This is a genomic window from Pseudoalteromonas sp. NZS71_1 (assembly GCF_015864305.1).
Taxonomy (GTDB): Bacteria; Pseudomonadota; Gammaproteobacteria; order Enterobacterales; family Alteromonadaceae; genus Pseudoalteromonas; species Pseudoalteromonas arctica.
The window spans coordinates 364,066-385,824 of sequence record NZ_JADYXM010000001.1 but is presented as its reverse complement, the minus strand read 5'-3'; the positions used below and the strand labels follow the sequence as shown (position 1 = coordinate 385,824).

The 21,759-nt window shown below is 38.0% G+C and carries 19 protein-coding genes; 10 read left to right on the top strand and 9 right to left on the bottom strand.

Annotated elements, in window-relative coordinates; translation table 11 throughout:
- Positions 1 to 12: 12 nt before the first annotated feature.
- On the bottom strand, positions 13 to 867 hold the full coding sequence (locus tag I6F43_RS01620) for a S1/P1 nuclease (RefSeq protein WP_007582418.1): 855 nt from the start codon (positions 865 to 867) through the stop codon (positions 13 to 15).
- Positions 868 to 1,118: 251 nt separating this feature from the next.
- Here I6F43_RS01620 and I6F43_RS01615 point away from each other — a divergent pair, with 251 nt between their 5' ends.
- Complete coding sequence (locus tag I6F43_RS01615; RefSeq protein ID WP_197100628.1) at positions 1,119 to 1,985, top strand: hypothetical protein; 867 nt, start codon at positions 1,119 to 1,121, stop codon at positions 1,983 to 1,985.
- Entirely contained in the window at positions 1,978 to 2,922 is a 945-nt protein-coding gene (locus I6F43_RS01610; RefSeq protein ID WP_197100626.1) for a hypothetical protein, read from the top strand. Before I6F43_RS01615 ends, I6F43_RS01610 begins: the two co-directional genes overlap by 8 nt.
- Positions 2,923 to 2,948: 26 nt before the next feature.
- Here I6F43_RS01610 and ushA read toward each other — a convergent pair whose 3' ends face one another.
- Together ushA and I6F43_RS01600 are read right to left on the bottom strand one after the other, a co-directional pair.
- Positions 2,949 to 4,580 (bottom strand): bifunctional UDP-sugar hydrolase/5'-nucleotidase UshA, encoded by a 1,632-nt coding sequence (ushA, locus tag I6F43_RS01605; RefSeq protein WP_121953579.1) that lies wholly within the window; start codon positions 4,578 to 4,580, stop codon positions 2,949 to 2,951.
- Positions 4,581 to 4,667: 87 nt separating this feature from the next.
- Positions 4,668 to 4,853: a hypothetical protein gene (locus I6F43_RS01600; RefSeq protein ID WP_024591811.1), complete on the bottom strand. Its 186-nt coding sequence runs from the start codon at positions 4,851 to 4,853 to the stop codon at positions 4,668 to 4,670.
- A gap of 248 nt (positions 4,854 to 5,101) precedes the next feature.
- Here I6F43_RS01600 and I6F43_RS01595 point away from each other — a divergent pair, with 248 nt between their 5' ends.
- Positions 5,102 to 5,842 carry a peptidylprolyl isomerase gene (locus I6F43_RS01595; protein ID WP_101163565.1) on the top strand — a complete coding sequence of 247 codons (741 nt, stop codon included), beginning with the start codon at positions 5,102 to 5,104 and terminating at the stop codon, positions 5,840 to 5,842.
- Between the two features lie 64 nt (positions 5,843 to 5,906).
- On the opposite strand, the gene I6F43_RS01590 is transcribed toward I6F43_RS01595, so the two are convergent.
- Positions 5,907 to 6,323, bottom strand: coding sequence for an MAPEG family protein (locus I6F43_RS01590; RefSeq protein WP_024593147.1), 417 nt, complete (start codon positions 6,321 to 6,323; stop codon positions 5,907 to 5,909).
- 240 nt (positions 6,324 to 6,563) lie between these two features.
- Between I6F43_RS01590 and I6F43_RS01585 the strand changes: the two genes are divergently transcribed.
- Positions 6,564 to 9,446, top strand: coding sequence for an insulinase family protein (locus tag I6F43_RS01585; RefSeq protein ID WP_197100624.1), 2,883 nt, complete (start codon positions 6,564 to 6,566; stop codon positions 9,444 to 9,446).
- 248 nt (positions 9,447 to 9,694) lie between these two features.
- Here I6F43_RS01585 and I6F43_RS01580 read toward each other — a convergent pair whose 3' ends face one another.
- The 4 genes from I6F43_RS01580 to I6F43_RS01565 form a co-directional block, all read right to left on the bottom strand.
- Positions 9,695 to 11,077, bottom strand: coding sequence for a Na+/H+ antiporter NhaC family protein (locus I6F43_RS01580; RefSeq protein ID WP_024591807.1), 1,383 nt, complete (start codon positions 11,075 to 11,077; stop codon positions 9,695 to 9,697).
- A 457-nt stretch (positions 11,078 to 11,534) separates the two neighbouring features.
- A complete protein-coding gene (locus tag I6F43_RS01575; RefSeq protein ID WP_007582431.1) occupies positions 11,535 to 12,143 on the bottom strand; it encodes a PqiC family protein in 609 nt (202 codons plus the stop codon).
- Entirely contained in the window at positions 12,143 to 13,798 is a 1,656-nt protein-coding gene (gene pqiB, locus I6F43_RS01570) for an intermembrane transport protein PqiB (protein WP_007582433.1), read from the bottom strand. Before pqiB ends, I6F43_RS01575 begins: the two co-directional genes overlap by 1 nt.
- Entirely contained in the window at positions 13,795 to 14,961 is a 1,167-nt protein-coding gene (locus I6F43_RS01565; protein ID WP_010553945.1) for a paraquat-inducible protein A, read from the bottom strand. Before I6F43_RS01565 ends, pqiB begins: the two co-directional genes overlap by 4 nt.
- A gap of 164 nt (positions 14,962 to 15,125) precedes the next feature.
- On the opposite strand from I6F43_RS01565, the gene I6F43_RS01560 reads away from it, so the two are divergent.
- Positions 15,126 to 15,872, top strand: coding sequence for a substrate-binding periplasmic protein (locus I6F43_RS01560; RefSeq protein ID WP_197100622.1), 747 nt, complete (start codon positions 15,126 to 15,128; stop codon positions 15,870 to 15,872).
- Here the strand turns inward: I6F43_RS01560 and I6F43_RS01555 are convergent.
- Entirely contained in the window at positions 15,861 to 16,676 is an 816-nt protein-coding gene (locus I6F43_RS01555) for a thioesterase family protein (protein WP_010553943.1), read from the bottom strand. The two genes, I6F43_RS01560 and I6F43_RS01555, sit on opposite strands and share 12 nt — an antisense overlap.
- A 239-nt stretch (positions 16,677 to 16,915) precedes the next feature.
- Between I6F43_RS01555 and dnaK the strand changes: the two genes are divergently transcribed.
- From dnaK to I6F43_RS01530, 5 genes are all read left to right on the top strand, one after another.
- Positions 16,916 to 18,829: a molecular chaperone DnaK gene (gene dnaK, locus I6F43_RS01550; RefSeq protein ID WP_008171317.1), complete on the top strand. Its 1,914-nt coding sequence runs from the start codon at positions 16,916 to 16,918 to the stop codon at positions 18,827 to 18,829.
- A gap of 202 nt (positions 18,830 to 19,031) precedes the next feature.
- Positions 19,032 to 20,171 carry a molecular chaperone DnaJ gene (dnaJ, locus tag I6F43_RS01545; protein WP_010553942.1) on the top strand — a complete coding sequence of 380 codons (1,140 nt, stop codon included), beginning with the start codon at positions 19,032 to 19,034 and terminating at the stop codon, positions 20,169 to 20,171.
- Positions 20,172 to 20,268: 97 nt separating this feature from the next.
- On the top strand, positions 20,269 to 20,730 hold the full coding sequence (ybaK, locus tag I6F43_RS01540) for a Cys-tRNA(Pro) deacylase (RefSeq protein WP_197100620.1): 462 nt from the start codon (positions 20,269 to 20,271) through the stop codon (positions 20,728 to 20,730).
- 150 nt (positions 20,731 to 20,880) lie between these two features.
- Positions 20,881 to 21,285 carry a DUF1761 domain-containing protein gene (locus I6F43_RS01535; protein WP_024591801.1) on the top strand — a complete coding sequence of 135 codons (405 nt, stop codon included), beginning with the start codon at positions 20,881 to 20,883 and terminating at the stop codon, positions 21,283 to 21,285.
- Positions 21,286 to 21,377: 92 nt separating this feature from the next.
- Positions 21,378 to 21,746: a response regulator gene (locus I6F43_RS01530; protein WP_197100615.1), complete on the top strand. Its 369-nt coding sequence runs from the start codon at positions 21,378 to 21,380 to the stop codon at positions 21,744 to 21,746.
- The last annotated feature ends 13 nt before the right edge of the window (positions 21,747 to 21,759 follow it).

Genomic DNA, 21,759 nt, shown 5'->3' with positions numbered 1-21,759 from the left:
ATTTAATACAGTTTATTTGTCAGTCGTCATTTTAAGTGCCGTTTCTAACTCTTTTGCAGAAGGGTCAAATAGGGCATTTAGTAATCCAGCTAATCGAATACCCGCTTGTTGTAAGCGCGTCTTTATAATTGGAGTATTGTTATATATGTAGCTATAACCAATTTCGTTGTTGGTATATTTATAAATTTTTGTGGCTAAATTATGAGATTCTTCAACCCATGTCATAGGTGAGCTTTGTAAATACTCAGCAATTAACTCGCTGTTATTTGTATCAATAAATTGTGCGTACTCAGTAAACGATAAATTCTCGTTCTCAACTAACTTTGTATCCCAAAGGCTGTGAAGATTTGTTTCTTCGTTAAAAAATGAAACCTTAATACGGTTGCCACCTCTATCTTCACTTCGACCAGCATGAAATGGTTGGTGACTGTCGCCCACCAAATGTACTAAAAAACGTAAACTGAACTGTTTAGCATCTAAGGTGCTATTTTTATCAGTGAGCGTTTGCATTGAATAGTGAATGCCTTCTAGGATATTACTTACAGATTCTTTGTTTTTAGTGTGATCGTGATTGAAGCTGAAAGATTTTCCTGGTGCTGCATTAATATAATGCCAACGAGATGATTGCTTTTGCCAAAACTCGCCAGGGGCAGAGCGCATTTCATCAGGCCACGTTGATATTTGTGCAAGTGATTCACCATCAAGGTAGGGTTGTATTGCCGCTTTAGTTGTTTCGCTTATATGAGATTCTGCAATCTTACCTACAATGCGGTGGCCATTTTGACCCCAAGCATGTGAGTCAGTGCTTGTAAATATTGCACTAATCAAAAGCGCAGAAGATATCGAGTACTTTATATTGCTATGCATTAGAACTTCCTTAATGAATATTTCATGGCGTTGCTATAGGCTAATGCGGTCAATTGTCCTTACTTTTGGTGTTGATAGGAAGGACTCATTAAAATTCATAGTTTCTTATTCACATTACTTTTAAATCAATAGTTTATGTTTAACAGGTAAAATTACTTGTTGTAATAAGTAAGCGAAATTGTTCAAATGCACTATATAGTCTATTTTTGAGTGGCATTGCTTTGAATTTTAAAAATATCGTGTTGCACAAAATGTTAATTGTTACATTTTTGTTTCTATTGTTGGTCGTTACGTGGGTTTGCGGTCAAGTTAGTGTATACAATGATGAATTACACTTTCCAGTTATGATCGAAACCTCAACAGAGTGTCAAACAACTGCAACAAGTAACAAAGGCCAATTAATTGTTTTTACGCAATCAAAAAAAATAGCTAAGTTATTAACACAAAAGTTATGCTCTGATAACGTGGTGACTAAGCAATATGGCTCTGTAAAAGGGTATTGGGGGTATAGAACGGCAGACAGCTTTGAGTTTGTGGGTAAAGGAATTGCTGACTTGATTTTGGCTAAAAACAATATTATGGCAGCCTTTAAAGCAGAGTCGACCTATAACTACCAGCCCGTTGTTGGCTTTTCTGACTACACGGCTTTTTTTATATCTTCTAAAGAAAAACCTAGAGTTACTAAACAATACTTTTTAGATAAGCGCATAGGTTTGCTTGATTATCCGACCAGCCGATCAGGGCATATTTTACCAAAGCAAACGTTTAAAGAGTTGGATATTAATTTAGCCAATTTGAAAATCACTTATGCTAGCTCTCATAACGAATTACGTGATTTACTCGCTAATGGAAAAGTAGATATTATTGCTTCGTTTTGGAAAGAGAGCGACGAAAAACGTTTTTCAAAAAACTATATTACGCCATTGAGTAATAATATTTCTGGAACAAGATGGTATTTAAAAATGCAGCAAAACAACACTGATTTATTATGCGCAGTGCAGGAAAATTTGCTTGATATGTCTAAAGATCAAAGTTTGCATTACTATCAAAACGTCCAGCCATTTTGGCGCTGTGGCGCCAGCTTAGTAGGCTTAAAAGAGGAGGCTGGTGATGAGTAAGTATAAGCAATTACTTGTTATTATAAGTTTGTTTTTTATTTTGTCGTCTGTCTTTTATATTTCTGTAACTCAAAAAAGCCAGCAAGTAGCTAAACAAAAAATTACGCAGATAGAAAGGCAAATAGCACTCGACTTACCCTTACTCGATTTATCGAATGAGCTGCTAAAGCATTCAGGTAATAAAGATGCAGTTAACAGCTACATTAAAACTTTAAACAGCTACATTAATTCGAACGAGCTCAAAGTTGTTGCTATTGCACCAAAAAGCGAAATGGTAACACCTGTAAACTCACACCAAATAATACGTAGTTTGAGCACTAATAATGGGCTCGTATTAGTTGTATTTAACGTCCAACAAACCCACTTTACATTGAGTCATTTTATTTACTATTTTATATTTTTAGTATTAAGTGTGTTGATTAGTTTTTGGGTGAAATTTGCGTTTATTAAACAGAGCAATAAGCAGTTTAATAATGCACAGCATCAATCAATTGCAGAGCCTACGCCGCTGATACTTATTGTTGACCTTAATGATAAAACATTATCAAGTAGTTGTAATACAGAACAAAAAATGTTTTTAGCCAATAAGCCATTGTGCTTTTATTTAGCACTTGTAGAGTATTGTACAAATAACGATGATGTAGCGCTTAGTCATAATAAAGATGTGCCAGAGGAGCTGCTAGAGCTTGCTAACAAGTATTTTTATAGGTTGGTCGAACTCGGCCATACAGTTAGAAAAAGGCCTAACTTTAATAATAGCCTAGAAAAAACCCTGAGCGAAGTACGTGCTGCATTAGATGAAGTACTCAGCGAGTATCCCGAAGAAAAAGAGTTATATTATCCACCTAAAGCATACGGGGAGGGTTCTCGCTCTCGTCTGCATAGTTATGGGCTGGCAAATATTAAAAAGGGCAGTATTGAAATAATAGGAAAGTAACAAGGTTACTTTCCTATTATTAGAGGCTATTTAGGAGTAAATTCAGCCGTTTTAAGAGGGCTGTTTTTTGATATAAAATCTTGAAGTGCTTGGGCATCTGTTTCGTCTGTACTAACAAAGCCTTTTTTATTTGTAAGCGCAGGATAGCCATCACCGCCTGATGCGTTATAGCTATTTAAGCTCATACGGTAAGTTTTATTTTTGTTCAAAGGTTGGCCGTTAATAACAACATTAACTAACTGATTATTTTTACGCTCAAACGATAGTTTATGGTATTGCAAATAAGCGCCAGCATCCGGTGGGAAGCTGGTTACTGTATTTAAATAGTCCCATAAATCACTGCCTTGCCAATCCATGTAAGTAATACGATTTTTAAAAGGATGTACTTTTAAAATATCTTTATAGCTCACTTCACCAGCCTCTATTGAGCTGCGAATACCACCACCACTTATTAGTCCAAAGTCTGCACCCACTACATCCATTTGAGCTTGAATAATTACGCGTGCAAGATTTGTTTGTTGGTAGCGAACTTTGTTTCTGTCACCTTCTAAGCGAGCATCTACTTCACCAATGGTACCTTCAATTTGTTTAGCGCCTTTAGCTTGGTATACCGCTAAATAAGATTCAAGTTTTGAGTCTGGTTTAATGTACTCGTTTGCTAATACTTCTTTAGTTGAGCCATCAGCTTGTACTTTATCTACATACAAATTAACTGGCATCAGTTTGTAGTCTAGTAACGTTAATTTTCCGTTTTCAAGCTTAAACTCAGCTTTACCAACATACTTACCCCATTCATGGGCTTGCATAATGTAAGTACCGTTTTGTTGGTCTGGTTTACAGGCAAGACCTGGTTTAAAGCTATCGTCATTTACATTTGTATCGCTCATACATACAGGTTCTTGAGAGTGGCCACCAATGATCATATCAAGGGTGTTTGCAGGAAGTGAGCGAGCGAGTGTTACATCACCGGGTGCGTTAATACCAAAGCTAGCATCAACATAATGACCCATATGAGTCAGGGCGATTGTAATGTCAGGGTTATACTTAGCTTTTATTTCTTTAGCTAGTTTTGCTGTAACGTCAACAGGGTCTTTAAACTCTAAGTGCCCAATATACTGAGGATTACCAATTTTAGCTGTGTCGGTTGTTGTTAAACCAATAACAGCAATAGTTAATCCATTCTTTTTGAATATTTTATAGCTATCAAACGCGTGTTCGCCTGACTCTTTTTCAAATATATTGGCTGATAGAAAAGGAAAGTTCACCCATTTTTGCTGTTGCTTCAATACATCAATAGGGTTGTCGAATTCGTGATTACCCAATGCCATTGCATCGTAACCAATCAGCGACATTCCTTTAAAGTCAGGCTCTGCTTTTTGTAAGTCTGACTCAGGAATACCTGTATTTATATCACCACCAGAGAGTAGTAATACTGCATGACCTTGCTTTTGAGCTTTATTGCGTAAAGAGTCAATTAACGTTTTGCGAGCGGCCATACCGTATTCGCCTTTTTCGTTTTGCCAAAAACGCCCGTGGTTATCATTAGTATGAAGAACAGTTAAATATTTAGTCGGGGTAGCGCTAAACACGGATTCAGGAGCAGGAGATGTGCATCCGAGTACACTAAAAATAACCGAAAATAAAATAATTATACGCATAAAATACCTATGGATTAAGGTCTACTTAATTTATCAGGCAGCTAGTTTAAACTAGTTCTATGCTAAAAAAACGTACTTATTTACATTTTATTTGGAAGGGGCTGTTAATTGGTTTGTGGCAGCACGTTCACGACGCTTCAACTCCGTATTCGCATACTCTCGCTTGTGGTGATTAGTACCTATCATCCAGGTTAAAAAGCTTGCTGGCAGTTTTGTATAGGGTTCGCCTTTGTGTAAACCAAAGTCGCAAATTGCATGTTTAGTGTGTGGCATTATAAGATCCTGTTGTTTTGTGTTTTTTAAAGGTAACAAAAAGTAGCCATACTCTTAAGATGATTTAATTTTAAATAATTAGATTTATATAGCTAAAAAGAATATAAATAATGGTATATGTAATTAATTTGTTATCAACACGGTCTAATTTGTATCAACTCGCACTTTAGAATCGATTTTGATCGCCTATGGCATTAATGTGTTAACGCATTAACAATTATCTAAAAATATAACAACAGGAATACAACATGAAAAAACTTTTACTTGGCTCAGTACTCGCCGCAGCAAGCTTTACAAGTGCTGCCACTATTGTCGAAATGAACACGAGCCAAGGTGTCATAGAAATTAACTTGTTTGATCAACAAACACCTAAAACAGTTGCAAATTTTTTAAGTTACGTTCAAGACGATTCATATAACGAAACAGTAATTCACCGCTCTGTTAGTAACTTTGTTATTCAAGGGGGAGGATTTACATTTTCTGACTCGCTAGATGCGATTACCACAAAGCCTGCTGTAGAAAATGAGCCTGTTTTTTCTAATGTTAAGGGCACCATTGCGATGGCTAAACTATCGGGTGATGCTAATAGCGCAACAAGCCAGTGGTTTTTTAATATTACAGACAATAGTGCAGCACTTGATACGCAAAACGGTGGCTTTACTGTGTTTGGACAAATTACTGCAGCAAGCCAATCAACGTTAGATAAAATTGCAGCATTAGTACACTGTGGTGAAACACCCGTTGTTGGTATTACTGCTGAACAATGTGCAAGCACTGATGTAACAATTAGCAGTGCTAATTTAGTGACTATTCAAAACGTGGCGGTAATGGATGATGATCCTAATTCAGCCGCAGGTCTTACTGTTACTGAAAATACGCTAATTGATTCTGACACATCAACAGATTCAGGTAGCAGTTCTGGCGGCGGATTAATTTGGCTTTTAGGTGCTTTTTTACTTGCGGTTCCTCGTTTAAAACGTGCTAAATAATTAAAATTAACGGTAATGTGGATGGCGTAAACCAGCCGCCCACATTATTATTAAACTTTGCTGTTTAAAGTAATACTCGCCAAACCATCGCAAGCCAAATTGAAAACACACAAGCACAACCTAGTAAAAACACTTTAAAACGTGCTCGTACGTTATTTTCACCTAAATGAATAACACTATGCACAATACGTGTTGCTACAAATAAACAGGCCAGTATAGCCACAAGTGTACTGGCGCTATTTAGCTGTAGTGCAAGTAAACACCCCGCGTAAAAAAGCACAGGTATTTCAAACTGATTTGAAAAGTTTCTATCTGCAACCCTAATAGTGTCGCCAGCCTTATCTAATTGCATTGTTTTAAAATCGCTTAAATCTAATTGTTTGTTTTTAGCTGCTGCAAAGCGCCTTTTACCCATAATGAGCATGACAACCAGTGAAAGCGTAACTTGTGCAAACATGGCAAGTATGATGATTTTTTCCATTGTTTTTCCTTATTATTATTTAGAATTTGCGTATTTTTTGATATTGAATGATTTTTAATCTCGCAAGGTTGGCCAGACTCCCAACTAATATCCGATTATGAAGACATTTTTCACAATGTGTTACACAAAATAGCGTTATTTTGTAGAAAGTTATTAATTGAAAATGTTAGTTTAGCTTAACTATATTGCTTTGAATTGGCGCACGCTATTTTGCGCAATACTTTTTAATGGAAAACAAAAATGAAAAAGATTATTGGTTTTAGTGCTATCGCACTTGCAGTTTTAAGTGGTTGTTCAAATACTGCTTCGGTTTCAGTGGCGCCTCAGGCCTCTTTACTATCAGATACGTTAGTCGTAAGTCCTAACGATAACCGCGAATATAAAACACTTAAGCTGGCAAACGACATTGAAGTTATTTTAGTGTCTGATCCGAGCGCGGAAAAATCGGCAGCGGCACTAAGTGTAGGTGTAGGTTTACTACACGACCCGATGTCGCAACAGGGTATGGCGCATTATTTAGAGCACATGCTGTTTTTAGGCACAGATCGCTACCCAGACACAAAAGGGTATTCTGATTTTATGACCAAAAATGGTGGCGCGCACAATGCTTACACGTGGCTCGATATTACTAATTACATGTTTAAAATTAATAACGACGCGTTTGATGAAGGGCTAGACCGTTTTGCTGACTTTTTCAAAGCGCCTAAGTTATACCCAGAATACACAGACAAAGAAAAAAATGCAGTAAATGCAGAGTGGTCAATGCGCCGCGAAATGGACTTTTTTGGACAATTTAAACTCGCGCGTAAAATGATGGGCGATCACCCAGCTAATCGCTTTTTAATTGGTAACCTAGAAACCCTTGGCGATAAAGAAAACAGTTCACTTCATAAAGAAACGGTTGATTTTTATAATAAATACTACTCTTCAAATATTATGAAAGTTGCGCTTATTTCTAATTTATCTATTGCTGAAATGGAGCAAAAAGCACAAAAATACTTTGCTGATATAAAAAATAAAAACATCGAAAAACCAACAGTAACTGCAAAACTTGATTTTGATAACGCTGGCGGAAAACGCGTGTTTTATGCACCAAATGAAGATGTAAAACAGCTACAACTTGATTTCACCATTGCTAATAATAATAGCGAATTTGCCCTTAAACCAAACCGATTTGTAGCGTATTTACTAAGTAATGAAATGCCGGGCAGCCCAGCGCAACTGCTTCGCGACAAAGGGTGGGTATCTCAGTTGTCAGCTTCAGCTGCACCAAATCAATATGGTAACTACGGGTCATTAAACGTAAACGCAGAGCTTACAGATGAAGGCATGAAAAATCGTGATGAAATAGTTGCGACTATTATGCAGTACATCGATTTAATTAAAAAAGAGGGCGTTGATAGCAAGTACTTCAACGAAATTCGTACTTCCCTTAATAACCAGTTTAAGTTTTTAGAAAAAGGTGATGAGTTTAATTATGTAAGTTCACTTACACAAAGCATGCAAGACTATCCGTTAAATCACGCTATTAATGCACCTTACTATTATGCAAAATTTGACGCTGATGCTGTAAATAAAGTACTTGAGCAGTTAAATGCCGATACTCTTCGTATTTGGTATGTATCGCAGCAAGAAGAGACAGACTCACAACTACACTTTTACGACGGTAAATATCGCATCAGTGACATTAGCGAACAAGAGATTGCAAGCTGGAAAAAACCAAGCGAATTTAAGTTAGCACTACCGACTGTAAACAATTTATTGCCTGAAAATTTTGCAATAAAAACTCAAGCATTTAAAGAGCAAAAACACCCTGAGCTTGCTTACGATAAAAATGGTGTAAAAGTATGGCGCCAAGCAAGTCAAAAATTTGCAGAGCAGCCAAAAGGGCTTGTTGAAGTTTATATAAATACTCAACCAGGTTTGAACGATATTAAAGCAGAAGTACTTTATTCTGTTTGGGCTGATTTATACAATATTCAACAAAGTCAGTTAAGTACCGAAGCAGCAATCGCTGGTATGAGTGTAAGCCTTGCGCCGAGTAATGGTCTCGTTTTATCTATGAGTGGTTTTACAGATAAACAAGATGTATTGCTTAAACAAGCTTTAACCGGATTAAAAGCCGATGAAACAGCACAAGCATTTAGCCAAGCAGTTGATCGCTTTAAACGTAATTTACTAAACCAACAAAAACAGTTTCCGTATGCACAAGCATTTGGCGAGTATTCAAAACTAACGCGTACAGGTGGTTTTGATACAGACGCGCTTATTAAAGCCGCTGACTCAGTGAGTGTTGCCGACTTAGCACAATTAAAAACAGCTACGTTTGCACAAAACGATTTACGCGTATTTAGTTACGGTAACTACAATCAGCAAGATATAGACGCGATTGCAGACGAATTAAGTGCAACGCTACCAAGCAACCATAAACGCAGTGAATTTGCGCGAAGCAAAGCATGGTTGCCACAACCGGGCGAAACGCTGGTACTGCAAAAAGATATTGATGTAGCCGATGTAGCGGTGGTTGATATGACCGTTCACCCTGTTGCGGGTTACAAACAAAAAGCAGAAGCGGCTGTATTACAAAGCCACTTTAGAACAGTTGCGTTTGATAAAATGCGTACTGAGGAGCAACTTGCATACGCAGTAGGTGCCTTAGCTCGCCCAATTGAAGATTACTCAGCAATTGGTTTGTATATTCAAACACCAGTTAAAGGACCAAAAGAAATACAAGCTCGTTTTGATAAGTTTAAAAAAGAATACGCAGTTGAACTTGATAACATGAGCGAAGAGACTTTTGAGCAGCTTAAAAATTCAACCCTAGTATCGCTTAAAGAGCAGCCTAAAAATTTAAGTGACGAAATGAGCCCACTTATAAACGATTGGTACCGTGAAAACTTTACCTTTGATTCTAAGCAAAAGCTGATTGATGAAGTTGAAAAAGTAACGCTTGCAGATATAAAAGACTACTACAAGCAAACAATGCTTAATCCTAATGCGGCACGTTTAAATGTGCAATTACGTGGTACTAAGTTTATAGAAAGTGACTTTGCCGATTTACCAAATCAAACTAAAATCACAACGCTTGATGCCTATTACAATGGTATTAAACTACAAAAATAAGCTTTATTTATATAGCTAAAAATAAACCCCAATGTATTGCTATATTGGGGTTTATTATTTATCTCACTATATTTACTAATAATACCAATTCGCTTAATTAAGTGATCTATTTTGAGGATGGAAAAACGTGTTGATAGCTAGGCAAAAAATTCGCTATTTAGTTGTTCTAAATGAAAATTTTTTAACGCAGGTAGCGACACGTTTAGCCCCGCAAAATGATTAAGTATTATTGCGGATTGGTATAATATTTAAGCCATTATTAAAAAGCCTATAACAGCTAATGCCGCAGCAATTAGCGTGTAAGGCAATTGTGTAACGGCATGGCTCATTAAATTACAACCAGAGCCTTGCGCTGCGAGCACCGTTGAATCTGAGTAAAAACACGCTTGGCTACCAAAAGAAGAAGCCGATAATAGCGCACCAATGACCAGTGGTATGTTTGCATCAACCGCATTTGCCAGTGGCATAACAATCGGAATTGATACAGCAAAAATACCCCAACTCGACCCTGTTGCAAACGCTAAAATAGCCATTGAAATAAATACCACGGCTGGTAAATATGCTGCGGTCATATAAGGGCTTAAGCTACCAATAACAAACTGAGGCAAACCAATTAAGTCGCATACGTCTTTGAATATAAACGCCGCTATAACAGTACCAATAGCGGGGATCATACTTTTAAAGCCATCAAGCATGCGCTCAATCATTTCACTTACGCTCATTAATTTTTGTAGCGCATAAAACGGGAGAGTGACCGCCATTGTTGCTAGTAAGCCTTTGTATACGTCTATTTCAAAGTAAACAGTAAATGCGATTAGTAAAATAATCGGCACTAAAAAGTTACGTAATTTACCTTTAGGATCAGCGTCTTCAAAGTTTTCTTCAGCTGCTTTTACTGCGTATTCATCTGCCGTTTGAACGTTGTTGTATTGAGCTGGATCGACTTGAGCTTGCTCAATTTGCGCCATTTGTTCTGCTTTTTTCATTGGACCAATCGCAGGAATAACACCCAACACAACAAGTAAAACAACAAGCACCGCAAACCACGCGTAAAACATGTACGGAATAGCTTGAATATAAACAGCAATACCTTTGCCTTCTTCAGCAATACCGTTATCTACCAATAAGCCACTAAAAAATACCGCCCAGGTAGATAAAGGGACAAGCACACAAATTGGTGCAGCAGTAGAGTCAACAACATAGGCAAGCATTTCGCGGCTAACTTTAAATTTATCGGTAATGCGTTTCATGGTCTCACCCACAGTAAGCGCATTTAAGTAGTCATCAATAAAAATAACCACACCTAAACAAAAGGTCATGAACAACGATGAACGCTTACCTTTGGTGTACTTAAGAGCTAACTTGCCAAAAGCTGATGCACCACCTGTACGCACTAATAGTGCGATAAGTGCGCCAAAACCACCACATACAAGTATTAGCCAGCCGATGGTTTCGTCTGTCATTACTTTTAGCGATGTACTCGCAAAGTTAGTAAGTACCTGTGCAGGATCGGCTATAACTAAACCAACTAAAGCACCAATAAGTAAAGATAAAATAGGGCGGCGTAATACAACAGCCAATACAACCACCACTAACGGTGGTAGTAAACTCAACGCAGAAGGTTCAAGCATTTAAGTATTCACAAAATTAAAAGCATGCATAAAAATTAAATTAATTTTCAAGCCGCTTATACAAAAACAAAGAAGATGATAAGTTTGTTGTTAAATCATTTTCCAAGTCACTGCTTTTGTACGCGTGGGAGGGGCACATAAACAGTTATGTTAAATAGCTGTTTAAATGAAACGCGTTGGCTTTGGCGCCAGACGGTGCAAGGAGTGCAAACCGCTATTGTTGTGCCTGTAAAAACATCGGCGCAAAAATAATCCGCTTTTTAATTTCAGTCAACAAAAATTTACATGTTTGATAAAATTTTATTAGAGGCGGTTTAATAGAGTGCTTTGTAGCGTTAATTCCTTGATGTAAAGAGATGCCATTCATCAACTTAAAAAATTATTGAAGAAGCAGCAAAAAGTAAGATTCGACGGTAATTGATGATAAAACCGCCGTAATTATATTTTCACTTAATGATTAAAGTCTTGCTTGTTCTATTTGTTTTGCAACATTTAGGTTTATATTTAGCCATGTTGCTTCAAGCGTTGAAACTAAACCGTCGTATCCATCATCATCGATAGGCACTAGGTTTGAAAAATTATGAATACTTATAAGACGTCGGCCTGTTTCAGGGTGTGTGTAATATAAACGCCAAAGCCCTGAAATATCAGCGTTACCTTCCATATCGCCATTAAAGTGGTGAATTTCGTATTCAAGCTCATAAAACGTTTGCTGATCGAGTTCAGTAATGACCGGTAAGCCCTTTATTACCATCCAATTTGGCATAGCATTAAAAAGAGTTTGCTGGGCTGTTGCAGTGAGCATTACATCCGGCGATTCGCCCCACAGGTTGTAATTTGCGGCATGAATTTGGTTGCTATCTATTTTCATAGCAATACCCAAATTATTTAAAGCGCCTCTAAGTACAACAGTTTGTATTCTTAATTGTGCGTCTGTGTCTGTCACATTTCGAGACGAGGCACCAATAGGCTGCTCAAACTGGTAATACTGTGTCGCAGTTTGTATTGATGAACTACAACCTGCCAATAGTAATAATAAACTTGCAGTTAAAAATAACGATTTCATTATTGCTTCCTTGGTTTTGGATCTGCTGGTAATGATTTATCAAAAATTAGCATATTAGGTTGCTCGTTTAATCCGCGAGTTAGAGGCTGTAGGCCCTCACTTAAACGTTTAAACTCTTTTAATGTTTGCTGTATTTGATGATGAAGTTCAGAACCTGCTTGGTAACTGGCCATGGTTTTATCAAATTGGCGCATAGTTACTTCAAACTGCTCCATACTTTTTGTCATCTTTTCGAAGTTACGATTAAAGTCGCCTGGTAAGTTTTGTGTATCTTTTTGGCTTAGCAGCTCTCGCATTTCATTAGCAAGCGCTCGGTAATCGGTAAATGTGGCTTGCATTTGTTCTAAGCTATCTTCAACTTTTAAGTTATTTACCTTATTAAGTACGTCAGAGACTTGGTCTGCTAATACGGTTATGCCGCTAGAAATACTCGGAAAAACATCATACTGCACAAGTTTACCTAGGTGCGCTTGCGGTGCATCTGGGTATATATCAAAATCAACGTACACTGCACCCGTTAATAAATTACCAGGCTTTAATGAAGCGCGCATACCACTTTCAATCCAGCCTTTTAAACTACCTTGCCAATACTCTTTAGCTGAGGCACTGTCGTGATACAAGCGTCCGTATTCTACTTTTATAAGCACCGGAACCGCCGTATTATGGTTTCTAAAGTGGGCAGGTTTACCGTCAATAATTACATTGGCAGGGGTTTCAACAACAGTACCTACACGCATACCTCTATATTCGACAGGAGCACCTGTGCGTAGTCCTCGAACTGATTGTTCAAATTCAATGAGGTAGTAATCAAAATCGTAAAAGCGCTCTTCTAGCGCCTCTTTATAGCTTTGGCTTAATGAAAAGCTATGTCCGTCTTGTGCTATTTCACCCGGGGCCTGTTGTTCAGGTAAGCCAACCGAAATGCCGCCTTTTAAAAGTTTACTTAAAGAGCCCGTATTAATATTGATGCCATCGGCAGATAGGTCAATTTCAATCCCTGCGTTCACCCAAAAAATAGAGTTCATGGTGATGAGATTTTGATAAGGTTCTTTAATAAATACGCCGTACTTCATTGCCTGGTTTTCCCAATCAAAAGTGGCGGTTTCTATTTGACCTATTTTGTAATTTTTGAAAAATATACCGGTACTCACATCAAGCACTTCAGCGTTGTAACTCATTAATTTGAAACGGCCACCTTTCACATCTTTACCAATGAGGGCGGGTTCGTCTTGTAATTTAAAACGCTCTTTTAGCTCTTTACTTTCACCGGGTGAAAACTCTAAATATACACCAGACAATAGCGTGCTCATTCCGCTAATACCCGTTTCATCAATGCGTGGTTTTACGACCCAAATTTTGGCATCATCAGTTAATAAGTTATTGTAGTTTTTGTCTATTTGCGCACGGGCAATAACGCTGTCTTGGGTGTCTGATAGTCGAACATGATCAATTTGACCTATTTTTACACTGCGCACTTTTATTTCAGTTTTACCTGCAATAATGCCCTCAGCTTGTGGCATTTCGATAAAAATTGTAGGGCCTTTATTAGCTTGGTATTGGTATAACATCCACATGCCCACTAACAGCGCAATTGCCGGAATGATCCAGATAGCGGAAATTTTCGGTTCTTTTGTTATTTCGGCAGTTTCGGTCATGCTTTGTTCTCTGATTTTTTGTTTTTAGGGGAATCCCACAACAAGCGTGGGTCAAAGGCATGGGCAGCCATCATTTGGCATATTACCATAACTGTAAAAAATACAATGCCTAATCCTGGTGTTACTGACATTAAATTACCCAGTTGAACTAAGGCAACTAAAATAGCAACCACGAATACGTCTATCATCGACCATTTTCCAATAAACTCAGTCAGTTGATAAATTCGGGTGTAACTTTTTGTATGTCTATTGGCAGGTCTCGTTACCATAAAGCATAAAAAGCTCAACACAAAAGCTTTAGCAAGTGGCACCACAACGCTGGCTAAAAATATAATAGCGGCAATAGGGTAGGAGCCACTTTTCCAAAGAGTAATAACACCACCAATTAAAGTTGAAGGCGATTCATCCCCAAGACTAGTGGTATGCATAATAGGCAACACATTAGCTGGAATATAACAAACAACAGAGGTAATTAGCCAAGCTGCTGCTTTTTGTACGCTATAAGGATTTCTGACGTGTGTTTTTGTATGGCAACGCTGACAAATATTACCGGTACATAGTTGATGGCACACATGGCAGGCTTTAATATTTTCATCTATTGCACGTTTAGCATGTTCTGCGCCTTCGAGTACTTTTACAGGCTTTATTTGAGCCCATAAGCGTGGGCGATTTAAGTGAACAAGCGCAGCTATGTATAAAATAACAAACCCCACATAAGCCCAAAAACTCGTGCCAAAGCTAATATCAGCCAGCGACATGATTTTAACCATACTAACAAGTACGCCAATTAAAAATATTTCCGACATAATCCACGGTTCTAACGCAAGGGTGAACTTTAGTAGTCGCCTTGCTATGCCCTCTGGTAATGTTTTTAAAAGCCCAAGATGCAAAGGAATTAAAATAAGAAGCAAACCCATAGGCAGAGCAATAATGCTCAAATCGATAAATAAGCCAAGCAGTTCACTATCGTAATTAAATAAAATCCGAGCCGCGTCGGGCAGAGTAATAGTTTGAGTAATACCACTACTGCTAAAAGAAATAAAAGGGTAAAACATACTGCTCAGCAGCATTAATAGTGCGCTAAAGCTTAGTGCAACTATACGACTATCGTGATTAACATCGGCTTCGCAAAGTTTATGGTGGCAATGTGGGCATATCGCCATTTGTTTTGCGATTATGCGAGGTATATCTATGATCAGATCGCAGCAGGGGCATACAGTTTGCAATTTAATACCAAGCAAGAAGAATATTTCTTCAATTTTGCTATATTTAATACATTAATACAACGCGTTCTGCCATCAAGCTGTTCGTTATATAAAGGAATCGTGTGAAATATTATTTTTACTACATATTAGTGTGGCTCTTTGTTTGCTCGCAAAATGCTGTGGCTATTAATAAAGAGCGAGAGGTAATGATCGCTGCCAGCGCATCAATTCCACCCTATGTTTTTGTAAAAACGGACTCGGGTATACACCTAAATTTAATAAAAGCCGCGTTAAAGGCCAATGGATTTACTAATATTAATGTGCAATATATGTCGAATAAACGGGCTGAGCATCAATTACATAATAAAGGAGTAGATATACTTTTAAATTATGCTGGAGGAATTAGTGCGGGTATTTATCCAAGTAAAACGGTACTTAGTTATGAAAATGTAGCTATTACACTCAAGCGAAATAAATATAACATTGATAAAATAGAAGACATGTTTAATAAAAACGTTCTTGCTTTTCAAAATGCAACGGCATATCTGCCTCCTATATTTAAAAGGAATGTTAAACACTTTAGCTCATATCAAGAGGTTATTAATCAAAAAGCGCAGGTAGATAAGCTGTTAAAAGGTTGGGTTGATGTAATTGTGTTAGATAAGCGTATTTTTTACTATTACTACAATCAACATAAATCCCCCGAAGCTGTACAAATTTACACATTATTTCCAAAAGCAGATCGACCTGCTTATTTTAATAACCTCGTTTTAGCTACTGAGTTTGATATTGGTTTGGCGCTCATCAAGCAAAATGGTACTTATAAAAGGATTGTTGATGAAGGCCAAACCCATTCATCAATCAAATAAAGCCACTGTTTGACGTGTAAGCGCTATTAGCTCACCCGACTGCGACCATATACAGCCATCCTCTAAACCGTAACCATCTTTTGAATGATGAGTGATTGCTTCAAAGCCAAGCCATTCTCCAGGTGTTAAGTTTGGCTCTTGCACAAATTCTAAATACCACGACATGCTACTTGCAGGAGCGGGTTGTTTAAACATTTGTAAAAGTGTTGGCGGCCATGCATCGGTCAATGCAATAACATGAGCCTCTGTAATTTGCTCTGGGGTGTGCTTAAAGCGCATCCAGCCACCTAAGTGAGAGGTTTCTGCACTACTAAATGGCATACCCCCTTGCTGTGGGCATAAATCAACATGCTGAAAAAATTCAGGCATCTGACCTTTTATAAAAGGTAATGTATGGCGCTCATCTACTGGCTTTAAACCCAAAGACTTCGAAACAGGCACATTAATACCCGACTCTCTACTTTTAGCAAAACACGCTTGTACAATTACGCACACTTGTTCATTTTGAATCGCTTTGGCGAGTACCTGTGTACTGCTTTTACCTTGGCGCAGTATTTCAATTGATAAAGAAAAAGGAGTATCGGCAAGTAATGGTCCTACAAAATTAGTACTGAGTGAAAGTAAGCGACGATCATCCGTTACCTTACCTCTGATTGCTTGATACAACAGTGCGGCTGAAAGCCCACCAAAAGCAGTTCTGCCTTGGCACCAGTTTTCTGGAAATTGCATTGTACTATTTAATTGTTCTGTATTTTCGGCTTGACCAATTTTTTCCGCTTGTTGAAGTAGTTGCTCAAAATGCATGAAGATGTCCTTTTGTAGTGCGATTTAATAAATTTATAACACAATCAAACTAGTCAGACCAGTAATTAAAAGCGTCCCTGGCGGTGTAAAAATCACCATTCCTTACAATTATTAGGGTTATTTTGTAAATAAATCACAAAAAATGAATTTTTTTTCATTTTTACAGTTGAAATAAGTTTGGAGCAACCCTATTTACTAGTCATCGAACGTTTAACGAATATTGAAGTTGGAGAGATTTCATGGGTAAAATTATTGGAATAGATTTAGGTACTACAAACTCTTGTGTTGCAGTACTTGATGGTGGCAAAGCACGTGTTATTGAAAACGCGGAAGGCGATCGCACAACCCCGTCTATTATTGCTTACACGCAAGACGGCGAAACATTAGTAGGTCAATCTGCTAAGCGTCAAGCGGTTACTAACCCGACAAACACATTATTTGCAATTAAGCGTTTAATTGGTCGTCGTTTTGAAGACGAAGAAGTACAACGCGATATCGGCATCATGCCGTTTAAAATTGTTAAAGCTGATAACGGCGATGCATGGGTAGAAGCGGGCGGCGAAAAACGCGCTGCACCACAAATTTCTGCTGAAGTACTGAAAAAAATGAAGAAAACAGCTGAAGACTTCTTAGGTGAAGAAGTAACTGAAGCCGTAATCACAGTACCTGCATACTTTAATGATTCACAACGTCAAGCTACGAAAGATGCTGGTCGTATTGCGGGTCTTGAAGTTAAACGTATTATCAATGAGCCAACTGCTGCGGCACTTGCTTACGGTATGGATAAAAACCGTGGCGAAAACGTGGTTGCAGTATATGACTTAGGTGGCGGTACTTTCGATTTATCAATCATTGAAATTGATGAAGTTGAAGGCGAGCACACATTTGAAGTACTAGCTACAAACGGCGACACTCACTTAGGTGGTGAAGATTTCGATAACCGTGTAATCAACTACCTAGTAGCTGAATTTAAGAAAGATCAAGGCTTAGACCTTAAAAATGATCCACTTGCAATGCAACGTGTTAAAGAAGCTGCTGAAAAAGCAAAAATTGAACTTTCATCTGCACAGTCTACAGAAGTAAATCTTCCGTATGTAACTGCCGATGCATCTGGTCCTAAGCACATGAATGTGAAACTAACACGTGCTAAGCTTGAGTCACTAGTTGAAGATTTAGTAACTAAAACAATTGAGCCACTTAAACGTGCACTTGCTGATGCTGATTTATCAGTAAGCGACATCAACGACATTATTCTTGTTGGTGGTCAAACACGTATGCCTTTAGTACAAAAAATCGTTGCAGAGTTCTTCGGTAAAGAGCCTCGTAAAGATGTTAACCCTGATGAAGCAGTAGCCGTAGGCGCAGCGATTCAAGGTGGTGTACTTGCTGGTGACGTTAAAGATGTACTATTACTAGATGTTTCTCCATTATCTCTAGGTATTGAGACAATGGGTTCAGTAATGACTGCATTGATTGAGAAAAACACGACGATTCCTACTAAGAAATCGCAAACGTTCTCAACAGCTGAAGATAATCAATCTGCTGTAACAATTCATGTACTTCAAGGTGAGCGTAAACGTTCAAGTGACAATAAGTCTCTAGGTCAATTTAACCTAGAAGGTATTCGTCCAGCACAACGTGGTACACCACAAATCGAAGTAACATTTGATGTTGATGCCGATGGTATCTTACATGTATCTGCAAAAGATAAAGATACAGGTAAAGAGCAAAAAATTACGATTCAGGCATCTTCAGGCTTAAGCGATGACGAAATTGAAGCGATGGTTCGTGATGCAGAAGCACATGCTGAAGACGATAAAAAGTTTGAAGAACTTGTAGCTGCTCGTAACCAAGCTGACGCTTTAGTTCACGGTACACGTAAGCAAATTGAAGAAGCTGGCGATGCATTACCAAACGAAGACAAAGAAGCAATTGAAGCTGCTGTTGTAGATTTAGAAGCTGCAATTAAGAGCGACAATAAAGAAGAGATTGAAGCTAAAACTCAAGCTCTTGCTGAAAAGTCTCAAAAACTAATGGAAATTGCTCAAGCGAAAGCACAGCAAGGTTCAGCAGACGCAGGCGAACAACAGTCAACTAAGCAAGACGACGACGTTGTTGATGCAGAGTTCGAAGAAGTGAAAGACGACAAGTAATTGTTGCTACCGCTTCTCGCTAGCCAAAAACACTTAACTCAGTTAGGTGTTTAGGTTAGGATGAACAATTGAGGCGCGCGAGCAATAGCTTGTCGCGCCTTTTGCATGTATTCAAGGTTTAAAAATTCAATGATAAATCGATGCGATTTATCGATTTATCCTGCAGCTTACGCTGTAAACAGAAAAGAGTAGTGTGATAGATATGTCAAAACGCGATTATTACGAAGTCCTCGGCGTAAGCAAAGATGCGAGTGAGCGAGACATAAAAAAAGCGTATAAACGCTTAGCGATGAAATATCATCCAGATCGTACCGCAGGCGATAAAGATCTCGAAATAAAATTTAAAGAAGTTAAAGAAGCGTACGAAATACTAACCGACGATCAAAAACGTCAAATGTATGACCAACATGGTCATGCAGCCTTTGAACAAGGTGGTGGCGGTGGTCACGGTGGTTTTGGTGGCGGACATGGCGACTTTGGTGATGTATTTGGTGACGTATTTGGCGATATTTTTGGTGGCGGCGGTGGTCGACGCCAATCTCGTCAACAACGTGGATCTGATTTACGTTACAACATGGACTTAAGTTTAGAAGAAGCTGTTCGTGGTAAAGAAGTTGAAATTAAAGTACCTACATGGGTTGGTTGTGAGCCATGTGATGGCAGTGGTGCTAAAGCGGGTTCTAAACCTAAAACATGTACTACATGTCATGGTGCTGGCCAAGTGCAAATGCGCCAAGGTTTCTTTGCTGTTCAGCAAACGTGTCCAACGTGTCAGGGACAAGGTCAAATTATTTCAGACCCTTGTAACAGTTGTCATGGACAAGGTCGCGTAGAAAAAACTAAAACGCTTTCAGTTAAAATTCCAGCTGGCGTTGATACAGGCGACCGTATCCGTTTAACGGGTGAAGGCGAAGCCGGAATGCATGGCGCGCCATCGGGCGACTTGTATGTGCAAGTATCGGTTCGTGAACATGAAATATTTGTACGTGAAGCGAATAATTTATATTGTGAAGTACCAATTAGCTTTACTACAGCAGGCCTAGGTGGCGAAATTCAGGTGCCAACACTTGATGGTCGTGCAAAACTTAAAATACCGTCTGAAACTCAAACGGGCAAAATGTTCCGTATGCGTGGCAAAGGTGTTAAGTCTGTACGCAGTGGTGCCCAAGGCGATCTAATTTGTAAAGTGGTAATCGAAACGCCAGTTAATCTTAACGAGCGTCAACGTGAACTACTTCAAGAGTTAGATGAAAGCATGGGCACAGATAGCTCTAAAAACCGTCCTAAAGAGCAAGGCTTTTTTGACGGTGTTAAAAAGTTTTTTGATGATTTAACTAAATAAATTTAAATTATTATGAACAAAAAAACGACGCTTTTAGCGTCGTTTTTTTTGCTTTAAACTTAATTTTTGTTACTGTGAATAAAAAAGATGAAACAGCATGACACCAGCAATAGATCTACTTAAAAAGCAAAAAAAAACCTTTGAAGTACTCAGTTATGAGCACGATAAGAATAATAGCCACTACGGGCTTGAAGCCGTTGAAAAGTTAAATTTAGACAGTGCACAAGTATTTAAAACCATAGTACTTGAAACACATGAAGGGCAACTGATTGTTGCTGTAACGCCTGTATCTCAACAAGTTAATTTAAAACAGTTAGCTAAATTATGTGGGGCTAAAAAAGTAATTCTGGCTGCCCCACAAAAAGTACAAGTTAGTACCGGTTATATTTTAGGAGGGGTGAGTCCGCTTGGACAAAAAAAACGTCTAGCTACGTTTATTCATAGCAGTGCTTCTCTCTTTGACACTATTTATGTGAGCGCCGGAAAAAGAGGCTTAGAAATAGCACTCTCGCCAACTGATTTAGCCTTATTGACCAATGCAAAATTTGGCGATTTATAAATTTTATTTTTATAATTACCTTCTATACAAAAAATTAATTTAAGTTAGGCCATTTGCTCAATCCCCTATTTATAACTACATTGGGAGTATCTTTATACCGTTAATATTTAATACCAAACGGTATTACACTTTTTGTATATGGCTGTTTGTATGAACCTTTTAGATGTAGATTATTTTGCGATACTAGTGGCTGCACTGTCTTCTTTTATGCTTGGCGGTATATGGTATTCAAAAGCTCTCTTTAAAAATGCCTGGCTAGAAAGTATTGGCTTAACTGATCTGGATTTACAATCGGCTAACCCTAAGTTGATATTTGGTGGCAGTTTTTTTTTAGTTTTTATAGCGGCTTTAATGCTATCTCTTTTTTTAGGTAAGGATGCAAGCGTAGGTGAAAGTATAGGAACCGGCTTTGTGATCGGCTTTTTTTGGATCAGTAGTTCATTTGGATTGAGTTATATATTTGAGCAACGCCCTCTAAAGCTTTTTTTAATTAACGGGGGGTACCATATTTTACAATTTTCGTTAATGGGGCTCATTTTAGGGATATGGCCGTAAGATTTAAATAATCAGCAAATCCAAATTTGATCCTTATCTACGAGTAGAGTAGTTTTATATAATCCCATTTATACAATTTGGTAAAGAAACTAATGAAAATATTAGTTGTTGATGATATGCCACTCATGCGACACGTATTAATTAATATGCTTAGAAAACTAGAGTATAGCAATATCGTTGAAGCAACTGATGGATTGCAAGCTTTGGTATTTCTGCGCAACCAGCATTTCGATTTGGTTATTACTGACCTTCATATGCCAAAAATGGATGGAGTTAGTTTACTTACTAACATTCGAAAAGATAAAGAACTCGCTGATATTCCCGTTTTAATGGTTACTTGTGAAGACAGTACAGATAAAGTTAAGCAAGTTATTGCAGCTAAAGTATCAGGATTTATAGTCAAACCTTTTAATATGAATGTATTGTCATCTCAGTTAAACCGCTTCTTTTTTAGAGATTAGGTTATATTCCTCA

Bases quoted from the DNA above. Each gene is read 5' to 3' on its own strand.
- I6F43_RS01580 (WP_024591807.1), bottom strand. From the start codon at position 11,077: ATGCTTGAACCTTCTGCGTTGAGTTTACTACCACCGTTAGTGGTGGTT.
- I6F43_RS01530 (WP_197100615.1), top strand. From the start codon at position 21,378: ATGAAAATATTAGTTGTTGATGATATGCCACTCATGCGACACGTATTA.
- dnaJ (WP_010553942.1), top strand. From the start codon at position 19,032: ATGTCAAAACGCGATTATTACGAAGTCCTCGGCGTAAGCAAAGATGCG.
- I6F43_RS01620 (WP_007582418.1), bottom strand. From the start codon at position 867: ATGCATAGCAATATAAAGTACTCGATATCTTCTGCGCTTTTGATTAGT.
- I6F43_RS01575 (WP_007582431.1), bottom strand. From the start codon at position 12,143: ATGAAATCGTTATTTTTAACTGCAAGTTTATTATTACTATTGGCAGGT.
- I6F43_RS01590 (WP_024593147.1), bottom strand. From the start codon at position 6,323: ATGGAAAAAATCATCATACTTGCCATGTTTGCACAAGTTACGCTTTCA.
- I6F43_RS01610 (WP_197100626.1), top strand. From the start codon at position 1,978: ATGAGTAAGTATAAGCAATTACTTGTTATTATAAGTTTGTTTTTTATT.
- I6F43_RS01615 (WP_197100628.1), top strand. From the start codon at position 1,119: ATGTTAATTGTTACATTTTTGTTTCTATTGTTGGTCGTTACGTGGGTT.
- dnaK (WP_008171317.1), top strand. From the start codon at position 16,916: ATGGGTAAAATTATTGGAATAGATTTAGGTACTACAAACTCTTGTGTT.
- ushA (WP_121953579.1), bottom strand. From the start codon at position 4,580: ATGCGTATAATTATTTTATTTTCGGTTATTTTTAGTGTACTCGGATGC.
- I6F43_RS01565 (WP_010553945.1), bottom strand. From the start codon at position 14,961: ATGGCGATATGCCCACATTGCCACCATAAACTTTGCGAAGCCGATGTT.
- I6F43_RS01555 (WP_010553943.1), bottom strand. From the start codon at position 16,676: ATGCATTTTGAGCAACTACTTCAACAAGCGGAAAAAATTGGTCAAGCC.
- pqiB (WP_007582433.1), bottom strand. From the start codon at position 13,798: ATGACCGAAACTGCCGAAATAACAAAAGAACCGAAAATTTCCGCTATC.
- I6F43_RS01600 (WP_024591811.1), bottom strand. From the start codon at position 4,853: ATGCCACACACTAAACATGCAATTTGCGACTTTGGTTTACACAAAGGC.
- I6F43_RS01595 (WP_101163565.1), top strand. From the start codon at position 5,102: ATGAAAAAACTTTTACTTGGCTCAGTACTCGCCGCAGCAAGCTTTACA.
- ybaK (WP_197100620.1), top strand. From the start codon at position 20,269: ATGACACCAGCAATAGATCTACTTAAAAAGCAAAAAAAAACCTTTGAA.
- I6F43_RS01535 (WP_024591801.1), top strand. From the start codon at position 20,881: ATGAACCTTTTAGATGTAGATTATTTTGCGATACTAGTGGCTGCACTG.
- I6F43_RS01585 (WP_197100624.1), top strand. From the start codon at position 6,564: ATGAAAAAGATTATTGGTTTTAGTGCTATCGCACTTGCAGTTTTAAGT.